Here is a 23,337-nt window from a genome sequence, read left to right on the forward strand (position 1 = left end):
AAGGGGATTAACTAAACCTACTACAAAACATTTAATGATCTGTTTTATTTAATTGGAGAAGGAAATCTTGCCGCTTCAAAGTGAACCGTATTTACACCATTAACATTTTGTACAATTACGCCAGCAATACTACTTTCTGCAAAAATTTCAACTAAATCTCCTGCTTCTAATTGAAGAATAGTAATTACGGAAACATCATTATTAAAAAATACTCCTGTTCCAAAGAAATCATTATCTATCGCTATTGCTGGATTGCCATTTACACGAATTTCTACTCTAGCTCTGTAATTTACATTAAAATCATTTGGAGAAAATGTTATATTTCCTAATACACTATATACCCCTCTAGTTTTCGGAGTAAAAATCGACGTTACTGGATTATATTCATTCGCTAGATCAAATTGTTCATTTTGAAATAATACTTTAACAGGAGTATTTGCTAGAACAGGTTGATTAACTGTATTCACAGCTCTAAATGCCGATGCCCTTACAAGCTCCTCTTTCTTATCATCACAACACTTCACCTTTACATACTTCCTATCACATTTACTACTTTTCCTATAACAATCATGACTTTCCTTTTTGTAATCTTTACAATACTTACAGTAATAATAAGACATAGTTAGTCCCCCTTTACACTTATTTTTACATAGTATGCTATATAGATTAGAATAGCTTGGACGACCTGTTACTATTTTTAATAGAGTAAAAAACCCTCACCATTTCGGTGAGGGTTTACCTTTAAGCTTCTGTAAACTCATTGTTTAATGACTTTATTTAATTGGAGAAGGAAATCTAGCTGCTTCAAAATGTGCACCATCTTCTAAAGGACTTAAAACTCCATCTATACTACTTTGTGCATAAATCTCAACTTCATCCCCTGCATTCAATTGAACAATCGTCGAAACACTTACTACATTTCCAAAACTTATTGGACCAAAAAAGTCATTATCTATAGCTATCGCTGCGTTTCCATTCACACGAATTTCTACACGCGCTCTATAATTTAAAGTTGGATCGTTTGGAAAGAAACCAATCGTTCCAATAATAGAATATACTCCTTTAGTCTTCGGCATAAAAATAGATGTTGCTGGATTATACTCATTCGCTAAATCAAATTGTTCATTTTGAAATAACACTTTCACAAAAGTATTAGCAGGAACATTTTGATTTACTGTATTTCTAGCTCTAAATGCGGATGCTCTAACAAGATTGTCCTTGTTATCATGGCACTTACTAGTGTTCTTACAACAATCATGATGCTTCTTTTTATACTCCTTACAATACTTACAGTAGTAATAACAAGACATACTAATTCCCCTTTCAAACTTATTACTACATATTATGTAAGATTGATTTATAAGGTTTGGACTAGCTATTTTTATTATTCATAAGGGCGCTATTAACCTGCACCCTTATTTATATACACCACTTAATTCCTTACTAGTTATAAGTTGTATACAGTTCCATATGGAATAGTAAGAAAAGAACTTCCGTACGGTGTAACATGATGTACTGGGTAAAAATACTCTACGGATGAATAATACGGTTGTACACCTTGCTGCTGCATTTGCAATTGTTGTTGCATTTGCAATGCTTGTTGAATAGCTTGGACTGTACTTTGTGCTCCACTATACGTTATAGATGTACCATACGCTGGTCGCATACCAGTTTCAGAATTAAAATATGAATAAAACATGATTTTCAACTCACTTCCGTATAATTTATTACAAAGTATGTTATGATTCTATATTTCAGTGAGTGCTGAAAGCTAATTCACTAGCTTTTATTAAGTTTAAACATTTTTAATATAAATATCATTCTCCAAATAAAAGCACCCTCAACGGATGCTTTTTGTTTCTCGCTAAATGTTCCTACTACCATTATTCATTAGCAATAATTTAGTTGTCCACGAATTTCACCTTTAGGATGTTGTACTGTATGAACATTAATATATATGTTTCCAGATATAATCTCATTTACAAGAGTGCCTAATGTTTGACCCGCTAGCGGTCCAACCAAATCTTCTTGAGTAATCATTCCCGTAAGAGTTGCACACTCTATTGAAACTGGATTTGTTATCGGTCCAAATAAAAAGGCTACAACAGGACCGTTCGTGCCTTTTAATCCAAGATGCAGATGGGCAGCTACTACATCTTCTATATTGAATAAATCTAACTTGAAGTTTAGGCTAAGCTCGTCCCAACTTAATTTAAAGAAACCCTCTCCTCGAGCATCTGTTTCTACTGGTGGAACTTCGTTTCTACCACGCAACTTTGCAAAGAACATATCTATCACTCCTATACTTTTTATACTTCTAATATATTCTGATCTTTCTTATAAAGTGACAAAAAAGCAGCTGTTAGTTCAATTTTAATTTATTAAATATAATAGATTAATTTATTAATTATATTTAATCCATACATTTAACTATTACATTTTAAAGTTTAGTTCATATACTATATTAGATTACTAGAAAGGAGGTCTAAGCATGGAAAGTTGTGTTTTGTTCGTTAATGGACAACCTCTTTTAGTGGTTTCAGTTGCTGGAATCGAAATTGCTAGATTAGAGCTTTCTCTTCAAGTAGCATTGACTTTAATAGCATTAGGAATTCCAATTTGTGCATAATATTTAGATAGTTATAAAAAAGAGGGCTTAAGCTCTCTTTTTTATTTATTCCTTAACATTAAAAAAGACACCAGTTGGATAATGGTATCTATTGAAATATTCGCCATAAGTTTCATCACCACTAAACTAATAATCCTAATTCACGTATAATTCCTGAGAACGAATAACCACATGCAAAACCTACAATACGAACTCCTGGATCCCATCTATGTTCTAAATCTTCATTGTACGTTTTCTTGTAATATGCTAGTTTAGAATATATGTTATATTTGTCGTTAACAATTACTTCATCACTAGAAAATCTATCCATTCTAATCTGAACAGCTACATATTCTACTCCTTCATTTAATAACATTTTTCTAATTCTTCTAATGTCTTCCGCACTATTAACCTTCTATTTAAACGGTCATTATTTTCAATAAAAAAGCAGTCACATCTGAGGTTGCAAACATATACAAAAAGCACTCTTAATGAGCATTTAATAGATTATAAGCTATTTGCTTTTCTTACAAAATAGCATATGGTTTTTATATAGAAATCATTTTTCAAAAAGCAAGGTTATTCATATGTCTTTTCAAAAATATAGTGATAACACTAAAGTGTATTAATAAAGTGAAACTTTAATCAGCCCTCATCAATCGGGCTTTTACGGGCAACCTGATCCCCACCTAACTTCTTTGCTTGCGCTTAATTTTGAGGTAGGGATCTTACTGCCCGCAAATAGCGGAATTAATTTGATTTTAGCGTTGGTTCCATTACAATAATTTATTAATTAAAGAGCCTCTTTCCATAGGAGCTCTCTTTCATTCTCTCAATTTAAATTTACTATTCCATTATTAATAAGTATAAGTTATTTTTCTAAAAAGCAGTTTCTATTACCAGTTTTTATGAAATCTTTTAGTTTTTACTAACAGCTCTTTTTTATTAAACTAATAATACTCCTTAAACCCATTTTACCTACTGCATCATATAATTTTAAACTTAGAATTCAATAAAAAAGTTTCTTACCATTAAATATGCGCACTATATGAGGTTCTTTTAAAACTAGTCTATTTATCATCCCCTTCTAACTCCTCACTTTCTTCACGTATTTGTCCAATTAATGAAAATACAGAACCTACAGCTTGGATCCAACTTCCTATGATATCTATTGACTGACCTTCTTTCTTTTTATCCGGGTCACTATTTACTTGATTGTCTAAATTTCCCACTGTATCACTTACTAGGTCTTCTTTACTATCATGCCGCTCTCCTCTAATACTTTTTAACTCGTAAACTCCTCCAATTGCCTGCAAGGAATTCCCTATAGCTTGCAATAAATTTCCTACAATATTAAAAGTTTCATCTTTATCTGAAGCATCTTCAAATTCATCTGCTAATGCTGTAAGTCCTCCTAAAGCCTGTATCCAATTTCCAGCAATCACTAATTTAATTTTAGTTTCATCTTTAAAATCAATAACCAATCCTGATATTACAGTTACATTACCAGTTGATTGAATTTCGTTCCCAATTTTTTCAAGAGATATTTCTCCTTGACCATCAGCTTCTAAAGCGTTACCAACTGCTTGTAATGTGTTTCCATATATATTCAGATCCTCCCGTACATTACTACTTATAAAATAGAACGGTGTACTTCCAATAGCGGAAGTTATTGTACCTATAGCTGCTATCAATGCACCAAATATTTCTTTTAATTGGTTCTCCATTTATAACCTATCCTAACATTAAATAATTACTTTTATCCTATTCAATTACACAGCTATCTGTTAAAAAGTCACACTGTCCCTTACCTTGTTCCTCTTTTATTATATTGTCTTATAAAAATAACACCAATATATATTGTTTGCTCCTCTTCATTGTTTTGTATAATACATATTACTAACCACACTTTTTTAATGTCCTATCTTTAAATGTATTAAACCACTCACTAGTCATAATTCTCTTCACATAAATTGCTCATTTTATGATTCAAAAAAATAAATACATTTCCATTACATTTTTTAAACTTCATTAAACCCCTCATTAATAACCAACAATTGATATATGTCCCATAAGAACATCCCCATTTCCTTGAAAAACACTTTAAACTCAGAAGTGATTATAAATTATCTATATTACAATCTAAACTAATTTTCCTATCCATACATATTTTTTCGCCTCCCAATCATGTCTCTACAAAATAAAAAAGCAGCTATTAAGCTGCTTTGAATTCAATTTATCCCCAAAAGAAATGATATATATATTCTCCCGTTACACTTTGATTGATTCCAACAATTCTAGAAAGCCTCATCAAGTCTGCTCCCTGAAGGAAATACATTGCGAGCATAACTGGCACTTGTGACCACATAAATTGATAAAGTTCCTCGGCTCTCTGATTTGTGGAAACAATTAAATCATTTACAGGTCCTTGATTCCATACTGAAGTTCTAACTGAATTAAATAGAAGATCTTTCCCATTAACCACTATTCTGGCCATACTTTGAGTTATGTCCACATTAATTCCCTCCATCATTACAAAAATCGGACCTGTTTCTACAATCATATTTTATAAATATTCTTGACTGTTATAAATGATTAAGGCAAATCCCTAATAATTTTTTATTAATTAAATTCCTTTACATTTATATAATTTCTAACCTTATACAGCTTTTTTCAGCTCGCCTAGCAACTTCACTCTTCTCGTAATGAGAATGTAATCGTTCAATATTTGCTAATTCATTCGACTCACTGGCGGACAACCAAAATCGTTGTCTGCTTTTGTATGATATTTTTCATTTTACATATATTACTGTTGAACCTGCAGACCAATACGAGCCATTTTAGTGCTTGGGATTTCTCTTCTGAGGATAAGTATCTTTTACTTATCCCTTTTTGTATAGATACGTATATTTAGGATAAAACTAATTACAAACAGATTTTCTTTTTATGCGTAGTTCTAAAAAAGAATACTTTTTTCTTCTATTAAAGGACAGCATATACGACTGCTAGTCCTTTTTTATTTATATTGTATACTCCCCTTCTTGTAGCTCGGAACTACATTTCTCCTATCATCGTATTAAGTAATTTTCCAATAAGAGTGACAGTTATACTTTTCTACTGTCACATCAAACAAAACGAATAGAAATCTCACAGAAAAAGAGAGATATTGTAAGGACTATAATGATTACGATTTGGTATGCTCAACTTATAACGATAACCCCTGCAATTTCAGAAGTTTGACACAGCTCTGAAAAAAGCTTATAAAGAAAAGTGAGGTTCCTGATATTCGTTTCCATGATTTAAGGCATACCCATGCAACATTAATGTTAAATCAAGGAATTCATCCGAAGATTGTTAGTAAACGACTAGGACATAAAAGAGTAGACATCACATTGGACACCTACTCACATGTCGTACCAGGCCTAAAAGAAAAAGCAGTCAAAGATTTTGCAAACAATCTATTTCAAAAACACTAATGTTTGCAAAATGTTTGCAATTACGGATTTTGCATAAAAATACTAGCTTATCCGTGTAACATTGAGAGGAGTCAAAAACATGAGAGAAATCAAATCTGACAAGGAATTCAAAGACATCATCGCAAGCGAGGAGCCTGTAGTTGTTAAGTTCTTTACTACATGGTGCCCAGATTGCGTACGTATGGACAACTTTATCGGAGATGTAATGGAAGAGTTCAATAAATTTGAATGGTATTCTATCAATAAAGATGAGTTTCCAAGTATCGCTGAAGAGTATCAAGTAATGGGTATTCCAAGTTTACTTGTATACCAAAACGGTGAGAAGCTAGGCCACTTACATAGTGCTAATGCAAAAACAGAAGAGCAAGTTACTGAGTTTTTAGAAGCATACTAAAATAAAAGCCCTCTGGAAAATATTTTTCAGAGGGCTTTCATCTATTTTCATACTTATCTTTTGACGTTTTTCATCGTTTAATGAATTACACCTTGTCATTATAAGAATAATACATAGTAAGAAAAGTATTCGTTTCTTCATCCATCTACCCTCCTATCTCTTTAGTAAATAAACTCCAATTCGGTTTACACCCTGACTTTGTACTTTTCAACATATTTTTCCTTCACGAAACTTTGTTATCCCCTTCTTAAAAAGCTATAAAACGTCAACAATGTTTGTATAGACCCACACGACTTTCGTTTGATACTCTATTTATAGAAAGAATTCCTTTAAAGAAAGGTGAGTGATTACAATGGATACTCTTTCTCATAAAGAAGCTGATAAAGGTGCTATTGTCAGCATTATGGCCTACATATTTTTATCCTCTATGAAAATCATCATCAGTTATATTACCCTCTCTAGTGCATTACGTGCTGACGGTTTAAATAACTTAACGGATATCGGTGCTTCTTTAGCAATATTAATTGGTCTAAAAATATCTCGTAAACCTCGTGACCCAGATCATCCGTATGGGCATTCGCGGGCCGAACAAATCGCATCACTTGTTGCGTCCTTCATTATGGCAACAGTCGGATTAGAAGTTGTTATTAGTGCCATTCAATCTTTCTTAAATCCGAAACAAGCAGCACCTAATGTACTCGCTGCATGGGTTGCTCTATTTTCTGCTGTCGTTATGTACTGCGTGTATTTGTATACGAAAAAAATTGCAGCACGAACAAAAAGTAAATCATTAGAAGCCGCTGCAAAGGATAATTTATCAGATGCACTCGTAAGTATTGGTACTGTAGTAGGTATTGTCGGTTCTCAGTTCCAAATGCCTATTTTAGACCCTATTGCCGCTTTAATTGTTGGTCTTATTATTTGTAAAACTGCATGGGAGATTTTCGTAGAATCTTCTCATATGCTAACAGATGGAATTGATCCTGATAAAATGGAGGAATACACTGATGCTATTGAACATATTGGCGGTGTGGAAAACATTGTAGATATTCGAGCACGTATGTACGGGAATCAAACGTACGTTGATATTACAATTGAGGTAGATGCTCGTATGGATGTTGGAGAAAGTCACTGTATTACTGACAATATCGAGGCTATGCTTCGCAAAAAGTTCGGAATTTACCATGCACACATTCATGTTGAGCCAATGAAAAAAGAACCTATTATGACATAGGTTCTTTTTTTATGAACGTTTTATGAAATATAACACATAAAACGAGCCAGCTACCGCCAGCTGCCCATCCTGCTAATACATCAGATGGATAGTGCACGCCAAGATATATTCGGCTAACTGAAATAGATAATACAACAAAGCTTGCTATAAGAATAATTAATAATTTTTTATGCAATGAAATACGATCTTCAGTAATTGTGACGTATGCAATAAATCCTAAAAAAGCAGTAGCATTCATCGTATGACCGCTCGGAAAACTATATCCAGTTGCAGTAACAAGCTGCGTGACATCAGGTCTTGCTCGTTCGTACCATAGTTTAAGCATACTGTTTAAATAACGAGATCCGTAGTAATTAATTGTTAGAAGTAACGCACTAAGCAACTTTTTTCTAACGAGAAAATACATTACAAGAATAATGAGTAATGGAAAATATATTCTTTTGGAACCGATAAAAGACACCCAAGTAAAATAGGTCGTCAAATAATCGTTTCGAAAGCTTTGAATAAAATGTGCGACTATATTGTCAAAATTCTCAATACAAGCGGTATGATACGAAAGTGATAATACGACAAAACAAATGAGTAACGTAAAACTTAGCAAGTATAAATGTCGATATCGTTTCACATACATAACCTCACTATGCAAAAAAATGGAGCGGTTGTTTTAGTTTTCCTCTCCATTTCTTTTTTATGCATAGTTTATTAAAAAATATAATTATTAATTTTTTGCTTCATTTCAGGGATATCTTCTCTTGTTACGGTAAAACGAATCACCTTCTCATCAAGATCAAGCGCCTCAGCGAATAATCCAGCTAAACCACGGGATTTTCTATCTACTTCCATAATAATTTCTAGTCGGTCGTATGCACGTGGCAAGATTAATAATTCTAATTCATCTAATTTCCCATAATGCTCTCCAGAAACCGGAATAAACTCAAATTCTTGTGCGAATGGAACTTGCTTACGTAATCGATGCGGTAATTCTTCACATTCTATATGACGTGCTTTAAACCCTAATTCATTTACACTATTTAAAACACTACTTAATAATGCATTGGGTAACACTTGAACGTAGTCGCGGTCACTTGGGTCTATACTACGTTTAATATCAAGACCTGTATGAATCCAAACCGTTTTCATACCAAGTGTAAGTGGTGCTTCAATTGGCATTGGAAAAGAAAATGGAATTTCAACTTTTTCATTCGGTTCTACAGAAAAAGGTTCTGTTAAGCGTACTCGCTCTAAATCATATGTTGCTGTTACTTTTTTATCATCTACTTCTCGTACATACGACGTCGATAATGTTAAGTAAATGCTTTCAATTTGTTGGCTAACTGAACCTCCAGTTATATGAACCTTTCCAACTATTTCTTCCCCAACAATATACTCATCTTTTTCAAGAACAGTATCTACCTTTGCACTTCCAATACCAACGCTTGCTAAAAACTTTTGAAACATGGAGTCTCCATCCTCTCTAAAGCAGAAGCTACATCTTGTTTTAAATCTTGTACATTCTCATAGTACGGCGTTTTTATTTGTAACATTCGCATAAGCATTTCGCGATTATAATTTTCCAAAGTTAATTCTTCGTACCATGGTTTTTCCTTTTTTTCATTAGATTCATATCCTGCATATAATAAAAATAATGAGAAATGACCGAGCGCATAAAAGTCACTACGAAAGTGAACTTCTCGCATCAAAGCTTGTTCACCTTCGTAAGTTGTAGCTCGCTCATCATCCTCACCTTTCCATTTAGCCAATCCAAAATCAATAATACTAATTTGATTTTCTTTCATTAGTATGTTTGGAATGCGTAAATCTCGATGAATAATGCCTTCACTATGAAACACCGATACAATTTCTAATATTTTATATAAAATCTCAAAAACTTCACGTTCTGTATATACATACCCATCTATGAAAATATAATCTTCAAAATTTTTACCAGGCATGTACTCCATTACAAAGAAGCTCTTTTTCTCCCATATGAAATGATCATATAGACTAGGAATTGCATGATGATTCAATGTTTGTAAAATCATTTTCTCTTGTTCAAATGATTTTCTACCAGACTCATATCTTTGTTTACTTTGTCTTAATTGTTTTAAGACTTTATATCTATTTATTTGTAAATCATTAACGACATATGTAACCCCATAACTGCCCATTCCAATTACTGATTCAATTTTATAACGTTCTGCAACAATTGTATTTTTTCGCAGTGGTCTATCAAATAAAGCTAGTACACGACGCCATTTCATCAGCTACTTGAAAAGAAGCTACGGCTTTTACGTTTTCTTTTATAATGTTGATGTCCATAACCAGATGAACGTCGTTTATAATCGCTACTTGAATACGAGCGCCCTCTACGACGATAATCACTACTTGAATACGAACGATATTTTTTCTTTCCTAATAAAGAATCAATAATTTTTTTGAACATTCCTTCACCTCTTGAGTAAAATTTCCTTTTCATTATACCAATAATTATTGACTATATTTGTGACAGGTTTGTAAAGAGTAAAAAACGACGAGTTATGCCCGTCGTTACTTTCATTCATCCTCTTCATCAAAAACTTCATCAATCATACATTTCTCTAATAAATACTCAAATGTAATATCTGCGAGATCTTCAATTTCTTCTCGTTTTGGGACGTACCCTCTTTCAATTAGTTGCTCATAAAAAAACTCCGCAATCTCTTCCGTATCAATCACGACTTCAATTTCCTTCATGAGCATCACTCCTTTATTTCTGTTTTATGAAAAAATCTCAAAATTATGTATATGAGATTAGAAAAATAGATTTTATTTTTTTATAGGTCATAAGCTTTGGACGAGATGCATACGATTGTAGTACAAGCTATTCAAAGGGGGAAACAATAATGGAAAATCAATATGAAGTAGGACAAACAAAAGAAGAGTTCATGCATGAAGATCAATGGGCAGACTCTCTTATAAAGTGGCTTTTTATTTTTTTAATAGTTGTAGGCATACCTTATACTGCATATGTTGTTGTTCAATTTATTCTCTCTTTCTAGTTAACTATTTTTTCTCTGTCAATTTAACTAAATAATTATGAACAACATCCATTACAATTTTATATTCTTCATCTTTAAATGTATCGAACAATAATTGATAATCGTTATAAATATCAAGTAACCCATCAATGATTTCTTGACGATTCGTCTTAACACTCACTTTTTTCGAGTTGTTAATTGACTTTAACTTACCTAAATCTAATTTATTCATACCTGCTTTATCTTGTTTCAGTTTCTTCAAAATTGCATTTGCCGTTTGAGCATTCGCAAGTAACGTTAAATCTGACTCATCCGCTTCTAACCATTCACCATCCGTAATCCGTGACAATTCATAAATTGTATCTTCCCATGCGTCATTCTTATATCTCCATACTTCTGTACGAAAACCAACAATACGGAAAACATCTTTATCATATCCAGTTACTTGCACAAGATCACCAAACGTGAAATTATAATTTAATTCAATCCACTCCGTATCGCCCTTTTTCATATCTTGCTCTGTAACGTGCTGCAATGTTTGCTCTACGTAAAATCCATCGTGATTATTGACTTCGTATACATAAACTCCATCTAAAACCTTCATATTTGTGATTTTCCCAACGGTTCCATATAGCGTAATCACGACTATGTCCCCTACGTTGTATTTAGGTTGTTTTTTTCTTGCCATCTCTATCTCTCCTTTTTTTGACGTCGTGATTTTGATATCAGTATATGCAACCTACATAAAAACGCTTATCACAGAAGCTTATATTCATAAATTTTTTCAATAAAAATTATAATCTTATAAAATTTACGTTACACTCAAAAGAAAGCTAGTAACTAGACTAGCTTTAAATCAACAAATTTCATAATAAAAAACATACAGAATACTTCACTTTAAACAAAGTAATGTATTCTGTATGTTTTCAAATAGTTTTTATCTATCTTGTATGTATAAATCCCAGGCTTCATCAAATATAGACATACTTTCTAGCATTCCGCTCAACTCTAAGTATGAACTAATTTCATCATAGTCTTCAGATTGCTTCGGAAAACTTAAATCATCATACATCGCCTCTGCTAAATCTGAAATTTCATTTCTAAATAAAGCTGCACGATGCTTCATCATATAATGGTAAAATGTCTTTTTCAAAAATATTCCCTACCTTTCTAACTTGGGTACATTATACAAGGCAAAAAAGAAAAAAACCAGCATAAAAGCTGGTTAAAAGTCGAAATAATTTCTTTTTAATAGACGCGGTCTTCCCATTAATTCTTCATACGTTAGTTGTTTTGGTAAATCTTTCGTGTAAATTAAAAATAATTGATCTTCAATTTCTTTTACTGTATGGTCTGATTGATAGTCCATCCCGCACGAGGAACAAGAAATACATGGTGTCTTTTGGATTTCAATGGCTTTCGTACCATCTGGTAATTCCCAATATACAGTATTCAAGCTTTCTTTCGCTTCTGTACTGTCACACCACATACAATTCATACTGCATCACCCTCAGTTTTTTTGTCGTTTTCTTCTAATTTAGCCATTTGTGCTTGATATTTTTTATCTTTTAATTGATCACGTTTATCACGTTTATCTTTTAAAGATGCATGAGTATCATTATCTTCATAGTCTTTACGACGGTTCATACGCTGTAAGTCGTCTGGAACGAGGTTAAATTTCTTATCGCTCATAAGACCTGCGATACCAACATCTGAACGTTTTTCTTCGTAGTTCGGATAAATCTCTTTAAAGTATCCTTCCGCTCTTCCTGGAATATAGCTCTCTGGCTCTGGATACGTCGTAATAACACCTTCAAAGTTACGAAGTACAACTTTATCTGCACTTTGTGAGATTAAATAGTTTGGTTGAAGTGCAATTTTACCGCCTCCACCTGGCGCATCAACAACGAATGTCGGAACAGCATAACCAGATGTGTGTCCACGTAAACCTTCAATAATTTCAAGACCTTTAGATACTGGTGCACGGAAGTGACCGATACCTTCAGATAAATCACATTGATAAATGTAATATGGACGTACACGGATTTTTACTAAGTCATGCATAAGTTTTTTCATAATTGGAACGCTGTCGTTAATACCAGCTAAAATTACTGCTTGGTTTCCGACTGGAACACCAGCATTCGCTAACATTTCACATGCCTTTTTCGATTCTTCAGTAATTTCAATAGATGTATTGAAATGTGTATTTAACCATACTGGATGGTATTTTTTAATAATGTTACATAAATTTTCTGTAATACGTTGTGGGAATACTACTGGTGCTCTCGTTCCGATACGAATAATCTCAACATGCGGAATCTCTCGTAAATTTTTTAATACATATTCTAAAATTTTATCGTTAATTAGAAGTCCATCACCACCGGAGATTAATACATCTCGTACTTGTGGTGTTTCACTAATATAAGCAATCGCATCATCTAATTGTTTCTTCGGTACACCCATTCCAATTTGTCCACTAAAACGACGGCGTGTACAGTAACGACAATACATAGAACATTGATTTGTTACTAAGAATAGTACACGGTCCGGATAACGATGTGTTAGCCCTGGAACTGGTGAATCTTCATCTTCGTGAAGCGGATCTTCTAAATCATATTTTGTTTTATATAACTCTTCCGAAATCGGTACTGATTGCATCCGAATCGGACAGCGTGAATCATCAGGATTCATTAGCCAAGCATAGTACGGTGTAATGTTTAACGGGATCGTTTTCGTTGAAATTTTAACGCCCTCTTCTTCTTCAGGTGTTAAGTTAATTACTTTTCTTAAGTCATCTAACGTTTTGATCGTATTCGTTAATTGCCAAACCCAATCATTCCATTGCTCTTCAGTAACATCTTTCCATAATTCGATATCCTTCCAGTGACGATTTGGTTTGTATACATCATGTAACATTGCTATTCCCCCTTTTTATACGCTCATCCTTTATATAAGCAATAGTTATGCCAACTTTACATTGTTGATAAGTAAATGTGCGGAGAATCCTATTACATAAGCGAAAAAATATTTTTAAGCGTTGTATGAAATCAATACTTAACATCATATTCATTACTTTTTATATATGTAAACGCTCTTTTATTCGTGCAAACACACAAAAACCGCCGATTATTCGGCGGTTTTGTCGTACTTGCTCAGTTTATATTGAAGCGTTTGACGAGGGATACCTAACATTTTTGCGGCTTGTAATATATTCCCTTCCGTTTCAATCAACGCTTGATCTATTAATTCTTTTTCTGTTTGATGAAGTGCTTCTCTAAGTGGCATTATACCCTTCTTCTTCGAAAAATTCTCTTTCCGAAATGTACGTGGTAAACAATTGGCTGTTAATGTATTCCCTTCTGCAATAATAACAGCATGTTCAATCGTATGTTTTAACTCTCGGACATTTCCAGGCCACTGATAAGCTTGCAGTCTATCTTTCGCTTCCTCATCAATTTGAAGTACACCTTTTTTATAACTTTTATTATATTCTTTCAAAAAATAAGATGCTAATAATAGTACATCCTCAGTTCTTTCACGAAGCGGTGGGATATATAATGAAAATACGTTTAAGCGATAATATAAATCAGTGCGAATTTTATTCTCTCGTAAACATATTTCTGGAGGCTGGTTCATTGCGGTAATAACACGAACATCTACTTTTCTCGTCTTATTATCACCAATTCTTCTAATGACTCCATCTTCTAACACTCGTAACATTTTTGCCTGCAAATCAAGAGGCATTGAATTCAGTTCATCTAAAAATAATGTACCACCATCAACAAGTTCAAATAGCCCAGCTCTTTCAATCGCTCCTGTATAGCTTCCTTTTGTCGTTCCAAACAATAAACTTTCTAATAGCGACTCTGGTAAAGCTGCACAGTTTTGTGCAATAAATGGCTTGTTTTTTCTTTTAGAAGCTTCATGAATTGCTTGTACGAACAGTTCTTTTCCTGTTCCTGTTTCACCATATATTAAAACATTTGCGTCTGTTGGTGCTACTTTTTGTGCTAACTCTTTCGTCTGTTTAAACCGCGTATCATTTGTCACTATCGTCTCAAATGCAGCATGCTTTTTAATCACTTTTTTTCTAGATGATCGCTTTATTTTCGACTGTAAGTCAACAATTGTGTCAGTAAGTTTTTGAATTGTAGAGTAATCCTTTGCAATTTCAACAGCCCCAGCAATATTCCCATCTATAAAAATAGGTAACGTCGTATTTACTGTACAAACATCTTCACCATTTAAATTTTGATAATGCTGTGCTTGATGTACGATAGGTTTTTTTGTATCTAGTACTTTCATCAATGTACTCGTTTCCCTTGATAAAGACGGGAACGCTTCTAACAGATGTTTCCCTAACACTTTTTCAATCTTCGATCCATCGTGTTTTGCAGCTACAGAATTGTAAAATATTGTAATTCCATTCTCATCTACAGCGTGTATAGCCTCATCAATACTGCCCAAAATCGCTTCAATGACTTCTTGTGTCGAAACTGCTAGCAATGTCATCCCCCCTCTTGCCGAAAATCCAGCAATTACATGCCGAATTTTAGGCACACCTATGTGCGATTGTAAGCATGACGATTCCGTTCTATAATTTTGACCAATTTTATTTTTTCATTAGATAACTCGAAACTCTAATTAGTACAGCTTTTCGAACACCCAGCTCCACCTAACTGTTTTGCTTTACAGCCGAATTTTGAGGCGGAAGTTTTACTGCTTTCGAATAGCTAGATAGATCTTTCACCCAAATATTCATATCTTCCAACTTATCGAAAATGTAGCAATTATTCGCCAGTCTTCCTGTATACGTATAACCTAATTGATGAAATGCAGCATTCATTCCGAAAGAAAGCGATCGAGCAATTGTATAGGAGCAGAAAATAGATCTTTCTCGAAGCTCTTCCTCTAATTTAATTAGTAAACTTTTCATAAATCCATGTTTACGATATTCAGGTAAAGTAGCACAATTCGTTAATTCTGCATTCCCTTCTTTTATATTCATTTCTGCAGATGCTGTACTAATAATTTTCCCCTCATATTCATATACGTAGTAAATTGTATCGTCTTCTTTCATCGTCTGTAATACATAACTCGCTTCATTTAAAGGTGTCGGATACACTTCAAATACTTTTCCGAATACAGTTGCTAATTCTTCTGCATCTTCTTCAGTCGCTTTTCTCAGCAAAAATTTCTCTGGAACTACTTTTTCTTTTATTTCTTTTCCTTTTACACCGCTTAATATAGTATCTTCCTCAGTCCAATGCATACTATTTCGTCTTTCATCATTATTATATTTCACAAAAAAGTATGCATCGTGTCCTTGAAAATAATGAGGTATCGTTGCTTCCAACAAAAAACCGAAAGAGAGCCATGTTGAAACATGCTCTCCCTTTCCTTTAATAATACATTTAGTGAAAGAATGTTCCTCTGCTAGTTCGTCAATTGTCTGTATAATACTTTCAACATTTCCTGTATAGTGATCTACCCGAATACGCTTATTAAAATAATCTAAAACGCCTTCTACTGTATAACAATTCGTCTGTTCTCTAAAAGATTCATAGTATTTCATTTTCTCACCTCACACCAATCTAGTAATGTACATGCAATAATTTTTGCGGCAGCTATCATTTTATCAACTTCTATATATTCGTTTGGATAGTGTGCTACTTTCGTCTCTCCTGGACCAAATACTATTGTTGGTACGTTTGCAATTTGTGTAAATAAACCTCCATCAGTCCCCCACGGAGATGCTTCAATAATTGGTTCGTTCCCTTCGATTTCAACAAAGTTGTGATGAAGTGTTGTAATGAGTTCATGATTCTCTTCTAATTCACCAGGAACCCATCTCGCTCCAAACCACTCTACTTCTACTGGATTTTCAACAAACCAATTGTCCACATCATTTAATTCAACAATCCAATTCTCAAACTCTTCTTTTGCCGCCTCTATAGTCTCATTCGGCGCAACACCGCATCTTCCTTCTAAAATTAATTCATCTGGAACAGAACTTGGCCAACTCCCTCCTTCAATTTTCCCAATGTTAATTGGAATTGGAATCGGAATCCCTTTAAATAACGGATCTGTAATTCGACTATTTCTTTTCTCCTCTAGCTTTCTTACATGTTCTATAACAAACATACTTTTTTCAATTGCACTAACCCCTTCATAACGTGTTCCACCGTGTGCAGCTTTCCCTTTTACACGTAAACGAAACCACATGGAACCTTGTTGTTTCGGGAAAAACTTCATATTAGTAGGCTCTGGAATAATGACACCATCTGCCTTATATCCTCGTAATATAGTTGCTAATGTCCCTGCTCCGCCACTTTCCTCTTCTATTACACTTTGAAAATAGATGTCTCCTTTTAATTCAATGCTAGATTCAATAATCGCTTCCATTGCAAGCATGAGTGCGACATTTCCACCTTTCATATCCGTCGTTCCACGGCCATATATACGATTTCCTATTTTCTCACCGCTATAAGGATGATGTTCCCACTGATTCACATCCCCTTCTGGAACTACATCAATATGCCCATTTAATATCATAGATTTCCCGTCGCCACTTCCTTTTAAAGTTGCTACAATATTTGGGCTATCTGAAAAACTTGTACGGGGTGATACAAAATAAGGATGATCTTTCATTTTAGAAAAAGAAGGCTCCCATATATCGAGGTCTAAACCTAATTCACGTAATTTTTCAATCACAATCGCCTGCGCACCGCTTTCATCACCAGATACGCTCTTTTCTTGAATTAATCGTTTTAAAAATTTCACACTTTCCTCTTCATGGCTCTCAATATAATCACAAACTTGCTTTTTTAATTGCTCCATATATTACATCTCCCTTCATTCAATTACTAGTAAGTTAGAACTAATTTGAAAATCAGCTTCTGTATGTCGTTTTATATCTTCTACTGTGTATGGGCTCATTAATTCTTGTAATATAAGTCCACTCGGAGTTACCTCCATGACCGCCATATCAGTAATAATTAAATCTACACATTTCTTTGAAGTTAATGGCAATGTACACTCTGAAATAATTTTTGCACTTCCGTACTTATCAACATGATTCATCACAACAACGACCCGCTTCGCTTTTTGTGCTAAATCCATTGCTCCACCAATACCTGGAACACGTTTTCCAGGTACAATCCAGTTTGCTAAATCACCGTTTTCACTTACTTGTAATGAACCAAGAATCGTTATGTCTAGCAAACCTTTTCGAATCATACCAAACGCTGTACAACTATCGAAATAACTCGCTCCTGTTATAAGAGAAGTTGGTAAACCTGCCGCGTTACACAAATTTTCGTCTTCATTCCCTTTACTTGGCGTTGGTCCCATACCGACGATTCCATTTTCCGCATGAAACATAACATTTATATCGTTAGGCAAATGATTTGGTACAAGCGATGGTATGCCAATACCTAAATTTACAATCATGCCATTTTGTATTTCTTTCGCCGCTCGCCTAGCAATCTTATCCCTCACTTCTACGCCCATACCCATTTCCAGTTCACTCCTTCCGACGGTACAATATAATTTACGAAAACACCTGGAACGACAATTTCCTCTGGATCTAAACTTCCAAGCGGGACTATTTCTTCTGCTTCTACAATTGTTATATCCCCAGCCATCGCTACGTGAGGATTCATATTTCGTGCACTTTTGTCAAATACAAGGTTCCCAAACGGATCTGCCTTTTTCGCATATACAATTGAAACTTCAGCAGTTAATGCTGTTTCAACTAAGTAGGTCTTACCATTCATTTCAACTGTTCGTTTTCCCTCTTCCACAATCGTATCAACACCAACATCAACTAAAACACCACCAAGACCAACGCCACCAGCGCGAATGCGCTCTGCTAATGTTCCCTGCGGAGAAAACTCAATTTGTAATCTTCCCTCGTTTAGTTGCCTTCCTGCATTTGGGTTGGAGCCAATATGAGAAGTAATTAGTGATTTAACTCTTTCATTTGTAACAAGACGACCGATACCTACATCAGGGAATCCAGTGTCATTTCCAATCAAATTTAAATTTGTAACGCCTTTTTCTAAAATTGCCTGTATTAAAGATGGAGGGGATCCAATCCCTCCAAATCCCCCAAACATTAATGTCATATCATCATGGAACAAAGAAATTACTTCCTCAATTTCTTTTAATTTACCGAATGTATTTGTAATAGTTGTCATGCGATACTATGCCCTCCTTTTTGCATCATCTCTTCCACACTTTTAGAGAAAATTGAAAGTAATTCATCTAACTCGGAATATGTAGTTGTCATTGGCGGTGCTACAAGCAGTGCACTATCTTCTTTTCCTGCTTGCCCTGAAACTGCTTGGTATAAAAGTAGGCCATTTTTAGCTGCAACTGAAATAAGCTCCGACGCTTTTGTAAACGGTTGCAATTCTACTCCGATTAGCAACCCTTTTCCGCGCACATCAGCAATGATTGTCGATTGTTGCTGAACTTTCTGTAAGCCTTTTATTAAATACTCTCCCTTTTCTGCTGTTTTTTCAGGGAGATTATGTTTCTCCATATATTCAATAACAGCTAAAGCCGTTGCTGCAGACAATGGATTGGCACTTAACGTATGACCGCTCATTACTGAACGTGACCCACGTAATATTGGTTCCATAACACGATCACTTACAACTGTCGCTGCCATCGGTGTATATCCCGCTCCTAACCCTTTACCAAGTGTCATGATATCCGGTTCTACACCCCAATGCTCCATTGCAAACCATGCTCCAGTACGACCAAGCCCAGTCATCACTTCATCCGCAATAAATAAAATATCGTAATGGTCGCAAATATCTTTAATGACTTTATAATAGTCTTTCGGCGGAACAACCGCACCTCCAGCTGCTCCGATAATCGGCTCAGCAATAAAAGCAGCAATATGCTCTGCACCAATTCTTTCAATTGATCTTTCTAGTTCAGTCGCACATGCCAGCTGACAAGTTGGATATACCTTTTGAACAGGGCATCTGAAACAATATGGAGCTGGTATAGTCGGATAATCTTCCAAAATAGATACGAAACGTTGTCTACGTAGTGGGTGACCAGACATCGATAACGCACCCATCGTAATACCGTGATAACTCATCCATCTTGATAATATTTTATGTTTCCCTTGAATACCTCGCTCTTGAAAATGCTGAATTGCAATTTTCATAGCTGTTTCATTTGCTTCCGTACCACTATTTACAAAGAAACTCCAGTTCAAATCTCCTATACTTAAATCACTTAACTTCTTTGCTAATTTTTCAGCTGGTTCACTCGTAAACTGTGATCTATAAACAAAAGCAATCTCCTCAGCTTGCTTTTTAATAACGTCTGCAATCTCCTTTACGCCATGCCCAATACCTGCCGTAATTGCTCCTGACGAACCATCAAAATATTTATTACCATTTTGATCATACAAATAAACACCTTTTCCATGTGAAATCATTGGATACGGCTGACCAACAAGTGGTTTAATTAAGTAATCGCGCATAGCGCTCCCCCATTTCTCCAATTTGTATATATATATGAAGAAAATTGACGTTTCTTTCATAAAAAAGAATCCTCTGCAAAAGCAGTGAATTTATCAAAAAACTATTATAAAATATACAAATGAGTGCTTAAAAATATTTATAAAACAGAAAATTCAGAACTCAAAGCGAAGACCAATCCTTTTCTATACGCCCAAATAACCCTCCCTTTTATATGAAATGACTACATCACCAAATGTTTTTATAGCATAATGCCAGCTGCCCTTAAATGCCGACATTCTGTACACTTCGACGGAACTCCCGTTAAACTCCTTCCTAATATCCTACTTTAAATTGCATATTTTAAAACAAATTTCGACACCCCACCTTACTAACCAATTCAGATTCATATTTAATATGTAAACTTTTCATTTTTAAACTATAAAAAAAGAACCGATTAACCACACTAATCAGTTCGTCATGACGCTCTCTTATGGGTTAATACTGTCAATTGCTAAAATAAATAGAAAAATCATGTTTACAAATTCATCCTACAGCCTATAAGACAAAACCTTTTCATAACTTCATTCACAATTACTATCGGGATATCCCTATCCCGAAGTGGCACCCCTTTCCTCAGATTCAAACTACCTTTCCTTTATAATTTATGTAGGACAATTATCACTTTGTATGTGTATTTGCCTATAATTAAAAAAAACTCTAGTTTTCTAGCGATTGCTGGACATGTACTCAATATGTTAATTGAAATGCAGTTTCAATTTGGCATTTATTTTACTTTCGTGCAGTCATATGTACTGCTTTACTCTGCCAAATACTCGTAAGCACCAGCAGCTCTTTATGACGACATATTAGTTGTCAATTTTTAATATTCCCTTTATAAAATTATTTTTTTCGCATAACCGCTTTCTTGCTTCGCATATAGTTTTAATGATGACAAAGGAGGAATGTTCATGTCTCAATCTGAAATTGAAAAATATGGACAAGAAGTTACGCAATACGAACAGCTCGCACGTTACTATCAGTTTCGTAATCCTAAAAAATATATAGAATTATATATGAAATATTGCGATGCACTTTCAAAACTTGTACAGGCGCATGAGAAAAGGGATTCACAAGAAGCTGCTTTACCGTCACATATAAGAATTTTTCATGCCGATCCAAATATATCAGCGGTTGATATTTTAGTAAACGGACAAAAGGTTATTAAAAGTATTTCATTTAAGCAATTCAGCCCTTATTTATCATTAGTGCAAGGTAAATACCGTATAGATATTGTCCCTGTCGGAAATGAAACTCCAATCTTTTCAGCATTGGTACCAATAATGGGAAATCATACTTATACTCTTGCTGCAATAAATAGTGATAATCACCTACAATTACAACCTATACTTGATAATACACATTTACCAGCTGGTCAAGCTAAAATACGCTTTGCACATTTCTCTCCAGATACCCCTGTTGTAAATGTAGATTTAAAAGATGGAGATCATTTATTTGAAAATGTACTCTTTAAACAAATAACAGATTTTTTACAAGTTAGCCCTGGTACAGCAGATATTGAAATTTCACTCGCAGATAATAAAAACGTTTTATTGACTATACCGAAATTCAATGTTGAACCAAATGTTATTTATACAATTTCAATAGTAGGTTATTCAACTAAAGATCCTAAATTAGAAGCCGTTATACTTACAAATTAAAACAGTCTACACCATTCATTTGGTGTAGACTGTTTATTTTTGAAATGCAATTTGAAATTCTGTCCAATCGTTATCTGATCGACACATAATGGATCCATTATGTTTTTCCACAATTTGTTTACATACAAATAATCCAATACCAGTTCCTAACTTTTTAGTAGTTACAAATGGTTCAAAAATCGTTTCTACATTTTCAGCTGGAATCATTGGTCCATTATTTTTTATCACAATTCGAATAGCTTGATCTTCTTCAAATACATCAATGATAATTTTTCGTTCTTCTTTCATTGATTCAAGAGCATCAATTGAATTCATTAATATGTTTAAAAATACTTGTCTCACTTCACTTCGATAACCAACAAGCGGAATTGGATACGGTAAATTCTTTTCAATCAAAACATTCGCATTGACCAAACTCGGATATAAGAATTGTATAATGTCTTGAAACAAGTCATTAAGCCAAAACCGTTCCGATTCATTCCACATTTCTTTTTTCGATACGAGTAAAAATTGCGAAATACGAAAATTTAATTGATCTAATTCATGCGAAATAATATCTAAATACGATAAACTCGGATGATCTGCCTTTAATAATTTGACAAACCCCATAATGGAAGTAAGCGGATTACGAAATTCATGTACAAAACTAGCTGACATTTGTCCTAAAATCGTCAGTCTTTCTTTATGTGTTTCGTTAATATATTGCTGTTTTTCCTCTAAATTCTTCGATATAATTTCCGAGTATTTTAAAACAGTATAATAAATTAATTTGTCAAAACAAGTATGTATTTTTGCCATAATTGGTTTCAATTCACGAGCGCTAACATCTAATTCACACATCGCTTCGAAAAGTTCATTTCTTCCCACGTTTGCGTTATAAACAAAATCTCCAATATTCGCATCTGCTCCAGCACGTTCAATAGCAATTTTCTCGCATAACGGTTGAAGATAATTTATATCTTTATCTTCCATAGTAAGTTCGATAATTAACTCTAGTAAATCCTCTCCATTTTGAACTACTTCTAGTTTAAATGGATCTTTTTCGGAAATTATCATTTTGTTTTTCCAGTTCTCTACGAATTGGTGCCTATTGTTTTTCAAGTGTGAACAAAATATTTCTTTAATATCCTTATCGATTGGAAAAACCTCCATTCCCTCCATTTCCATACGACGAATACCCTTTATATTTTGAATATTAACACAAAAAATACGATTCGTTAATAGATTTTTGTCACATTTTGTTAATTTCTGTTGATAAAATTATTTTTTCTTTCTTATTTAACTAATTGTATGCAAATTCCCTTTTTCCTTCACATATTTTCATTATTTCCGTAGTCAAAACGACTTTTTTTTGCATCATTTTTAATTCTTGCGTACAATAGAAAATGAAAGGTGTGAAAAA

The 23,337-nt window shown here is 34.0% G+C and carries 27 protein-coding genes and 2 pseudogenes; 6 read left to right on the forward strand and 23 right to left on the reverse strand.

Features of this window, described 5'->3' with window-relative positions; genetic code table 11:
* Positions 1 to 44: 44 nt before the first annotated feature.
* The 4 genes from ACS2FK_RS18975 to ACS2FK_RS18990 form a co-directional block, all read right to left on the reverse strand.
* Positions 45 to 620: a hypothetical protein gene (locus ACS2FK_RS18975; RefSeq protein ID WP_063547167.1), complete on the reverse strand. Its 576-nt coding sequence runs from the start codon at positions 618 to 620 to the stop codon at positions 45 to 47.
* Positions 621 to 773: 153 nt separating this feature from the next.
* On the reverse strand, positions 774 to 1,310 hold the full coding sequence (locus ACS2FK_RS18980; protein ID WP_001278088.1) for a C1q-like domain-containing protein: 537 nt from the start codon (positions 1,308 to 1,310) through the stop codon (positions 774 to 776).
* A 137-nt stretch (positions 1,311 to 1,447) separates the two neighbouring features.
* Complete coding sequence (locus ACS2FK_RS18985; protein WP_000500095.1) at positions 1,448 to 1,699, reverse strand: DUF3947 family protein; 252 nt, start codon at positions 1,697 to 1,699, stop codon at positions 1,448 to 1,450.
* A gap of 191 nt (positions 1,700 to 1,890) precedes the next feature.
* Positions 1,891 to 2,289, reverse strand: coding sequence for a CHRD domain-containing protein (locus ACS2FK_RS18990; RefSeq protein WP_063547166.1), 399 nt, complete (start codon positions 2,287 to 2,289; stop codon positions 1,891 to 1,893).
* Between the two features lie 202 nt (positions 2,290 to 2,491).
* On the opposite strand from ACS2FK_RS18990, the gene ACS2FK_RS18995 reads away from it, so the two are divergent.
* Complete coding sequence (locus ACS2FK_RS18995; protein ID WP_000443219.1) at positions 2,492 to 2,629, forward strand: DUF3956 family protein; 138 nt, start codon at positions 2,492 to 2,494, stop codon at positions 2,627 to 2,629.
* Positions 2,630 to 2,750: 121 nt separating this feature from the next.
* On the opposite strand, the pseudogene ACS2FK_RS19000 reads toward ACS2FK_RS18995, so the two are convergent.
* The 3 genes and pseudogenes from ACS2FK_RS19000 to ACS2FK_RS19010 all read right to left on the reverse strand — a co-directional run bounded on the left by ACS2FK_RS19000 (position 2,751) and on the right by ACS2FK_RS19010 (position 5,141).
* Positions 2,751 to 3,013, reverse strand: a pseudogene (locus ACS2FK_RS19000) (hypothetical protein).
* A gap of 665 nt (positions 3,014 to 3,678) precedes the next feature.
* Positions 3,679 to 4,335, reverse strand: coding sequence for a DUF6944 family repetitive protein (locus ACS2FK_RS19005; RefSeq protein WP_063547164.1), 657 nt, complete (start codon positions 4,333 to 4,335; stop codon positions 3,679 to 3,681).
* Between the two features lie 509 nt (positions 4,336 to 4,844).
* Positions 4,845 to 5,141, reverse strand: a complete 297-nt coding sequence (locus ACS2FK_RS19010; RefSeq protein WP_063549296.1) for a hypothetical protein — start codon at positions 5,139 to 5,141, stop codon at positions 4,845 to 4,847.
* 619 nt (positions 5,142 to 5,760) lie between these two features.
* Between ACS2FK_RS19010 and ACS2FK_RS19015 the strand changes: the two are divergent.
* The 3 genes and pseudogenes from ACS2FK_RS19015 to ACS2FK_RS19025 form a co-directional block, all read left to right on the forward strand.
* Positions 5,761 to 6,084 (forward strand): annotated as a pseudogene (locus tag ACS2FK_RS19015) (tyrosine-type recombinase/integrase); the annotation flags it as partial.
* A 79-nt stretch (positions 6,085 to 6,163) separates the two neighbouring features.
* Positions 6,164 to 6,478: a thioredoxin family protein gene (locus ACS2FK_RS19020; protein WP_001206934.1), complete on the forward strand. Its 315-nt coding sequence runs from the start codon at positions 6,164 to 6,166 to the stop codon at positions 6,476 to 6,478.
* A 352-nt stretch (positions 6,479 to 6,830) separates the two neighbouring features.
* On the forward strand, positions 6,831 to 7,712 hold the full coding sequence (locus ACS2FK_RS19025; protein WP_063547163.1) for a cation diffusion facilitator family transporter: 882 nt from the start codon (positions 6,831 to 6,833) through the stop codon (positions 7,710 to 7,712).
* Here ACS2FK_RS19025 and ACS2FK_RS19030 read toward each other — a convergent pair.
* From ACS2FK_RS19030 to ACS2FK_RS19050, 5 genes are all read right to left on the reverse strand, one after another.
* Entirely contained in the window at positions 7,702 to 8,337 is a 636-nt protein-coding gene (locus ACS2FK_RS19030; RefSeq protein ID WP_000833369.1) for a phosphatase PAP2 family protein, read from the reverse strand. The genes ACS2FK_RS19025 and ACS2FK_RS19030 overlap by 11 nt on opposite strands.
* A gap of 77 nt (positions 8,338 to 8,414) precedes the next feature.
* Entirely contained in the window at positions 8,415 to 9,170 is a 756-nt protein-coding gene (locus ACS2FK_RS19035) for a sporulation protein (RefSeq protein ID WP_000486630.1), read from the reverse strand.
* Positions 9,152 to 9,973: a serine/threonine protein kinase gene (locus ACS2FK_RS19040; RefSeq protein WP_000872060.1), complete on the reverse strand. Its 822-nt coding sequence runs from the start codon at positions 9,971 to 9,973 to the stop codon at positions 9,152 to 9,154. The genes ACS2FK_RS19035 and ACS2FK_RS19040 overlap by 19 nt, the downstream gene beginning before the upstream one ends.
* Positions 9,973 to 10,155 (reverse strand): hypothetical protein, encoded by a 183-nt coding sequence (locus ACS2FK_RS19045; protein WP_000473371.1) that lies wholly within the window; start codon positions 10,153 to 10,155, stop codon positions 9,973 to 9,975. Before ACS2FK_RS19045 ends, ACS2FK_RS19040 begins: the two co-directional genes overlap by 1 nt.
* A 110-nt stretch (positions 10,156 to 10,265) precedes the next feature.
* Positions 10,266 to 10,445 carry a YozD family protein gene (locus ACS2FK_RS19050; protein ID WP_000658451.1) on the reverse strand — a complete coding sequence of 60 codons (180 nt, stop codon included), beginning with the start codon at positions 10,443 to 10,445 and terminating at the stop codon, positions 10,266 to 10,268.
* Between the two features lie 149 nt (positions 10,446 to 10,594).
* Here ACS2FK_RS19050 and ACS2FK_RS19055 point away from each other — a divergent pair, with 149 nt between their 5' ends.
* Positions 10,595 to 10,750, forward strand: coding sequence for a DUF3930 family protein (locus ACS2FK_RS19055; RefSeq protein ID WP_000431486.1), 156 nt, complete (start codon positions 10,595 to 10,597; stop codon positions 10,748 to 10,750).
* Between the two features lie 4 nt (positions 10,751 to 10,754).
* Here ACS2FK_RS19055 and ACS2FK_RS19060 read toward each other — a convergent pair whose 3' ends face one another.
* From ACS2FK_RS19060 to ACS2FK_RS19105, 10 genes are all read right to left on the reverse strand, one after another.
* Complete coding sequence (locus ACS2FK_RS19060) at positions 10,755 to 11,417, reverse strand: hypothetical protein (protein WP_000101498.1); 663 nt, start codon at positions 11,415 to 11,417, stop codon at positions 10,755 to 10,757.
* Positions 11,418 to 11,666: 249 nt separating this feature from the next.
* Complete coding sequence (locus ACS2FK_RS19065) at positions 11,667 to 11,882, reverse strand: YozE family protein (protein ID WP_000750717.1); 216 nt, start codon at positions 11,880 to 11,882, stop codon at positions 11,667 to 11,669.
* 72 nt (positions 11,883 to 11,954) lie between these two features.
* A complete protein-coding gene (locus ACS2FK_RS19070) occupies positions 11,955 to 12,227 on the reverse strand; it encodes a YokU family protein (protein ID WP_000995766.1) in 273 nt (90 codons plus the stop codon).
* A complete protein-coding gene (gene ablA / locus ACS2FK_RS19075; protein WP_063547162.1) occupies positions 12,224 to 13,645 on the reverse strand; it encodes a lysine 2,3-aminomutase in 1,422 nt (473 codons plus the stop codon). The genes ACS2FK_RS19070 and ablA overlap by 4 nt, the downstream gene beginning before the upstream one ends.
* Before the next feature lie 210 nt (positions 13,646 to 13,855).
* Positions 13,856 to 15,241 carry an arginine utilization transcriptional regulator RocR gene (gene rocR / locus ACS2FK_RS19080; protein ID WP_023521852.1) on the reverse strand — a complete coding sequence of 462 codons (1,386 nt, stop codon included), beginning with the start codon at positions 15,239 to 15,241 and terminating at the stop codon, positions 13,856 to 13,858.
* Positions 15,242 to 15,404: 163 nt separating this feature from the next.
* Complete coding sequence (gene ablB / locus ACS2FK_RS19085; RefSeq protein ID WP_000878589.1) at positions 15,405 to 16,304, reverse strand: putative beta-lysine N-acetyltransferase; 900 nt, start codon at positions 16,302 to 16,304, stop codon at positions 15,405 to 15,407.
* On the reverse strand, positions 16,301 to 17,569 hold the full coding sequence (locus tag ACS2FK_RS19090; RefSeq protein WP_000436692.1) for a peptidase: 1,269 nt from the start codon (positions 17,567 to 17,569) through the stop codon (positions 16,301 to 16,303). The genes ablB and ACS2FK_RS19090 overlap by 4 nt, the downstream gene beginning before the upstream one ends.
* Positions 17,570 to 17,584: 15 nt before the next feature.
* Positions 17,585 to 18,247 (reverse strand): CoA transferase subunit B, encoded by a 663-nt coding sequence (locus tag ACS2FK_RS19095; protein ID WP_000525294.1) that lies wholly within the window; start codon positions 18,245 to 18,247, stop codon positions 17,585 to 17,587.
* A complete protein-coding gene (gene atoD, locus ACS2FK_RS19100; RefSeq protein ID WP_000208107.1) occupies positions 18,232 to 18,930 on the reverse strand; it encodes an acetate CoA-transferase subunit alpha in 699 nt (232 codons plus the stop codon). Before atoD ends, ACS2FK_RS19095 begins: the two co-directional genes overlap by 16 nt.
* Positions 18,927 to 20,237: an aspartate aminotransferase family protein gene (locus ACS2FK_RS19105; protein ID WP_023521850.1), complete on the reverse strand. Its 1,311-nt coding sequence runs from the start codon at positions 20,235 to 20,237 to the stop codon at positions 18,927 to 18,929. The genes atoD and ACS2FK_RS19105 overlap by 4 nt, the downstream gene beginning before the upstream one ends.
* A 948-nt stretch (positions 20,238 to 21,185) precedes the next feature.
* On the opposite strand from ACS2FK_RS19105, the gene ACS2FK_RS19110 reads away from it, so the two are divergent.
* Entirely contained in the window at positions 21,186 to 21,935 is a 750-nt protein-coding gene (locus ACS2FK_RS19110) for a DUF4397 domain-containing protein (protein WP_000083276.1), read from the forward strand.
* Positions 21,936 to 21,968: 33 nt separating this feature from the next.
* Here ACS2FK_RS19110 and ACS2FK_RS19115 read toward each other — a convergent pair whose 3' ends face one another.
* Entirely contained in the window at positions 21,969 to 23,102 is a 1,134-nt protein-coding gene (locus ACS2FK_RS19115; RefSeq protein WP_000425086.1) for a BA2291 family sporulation histidine kinase, read from the reverse strand.
* Positions 23,103 to 23,337 lie beyond the last annotated feature (235 nt).

This window comes from Bacillus cereus group sp. BceL220, assembly GCF_051776965.1.
GTDB lineage: Bacteria > Bacillota > Bacilli > Bacillales > Bacillaceae_G > Bacillus_A > Bacillus_A cereus.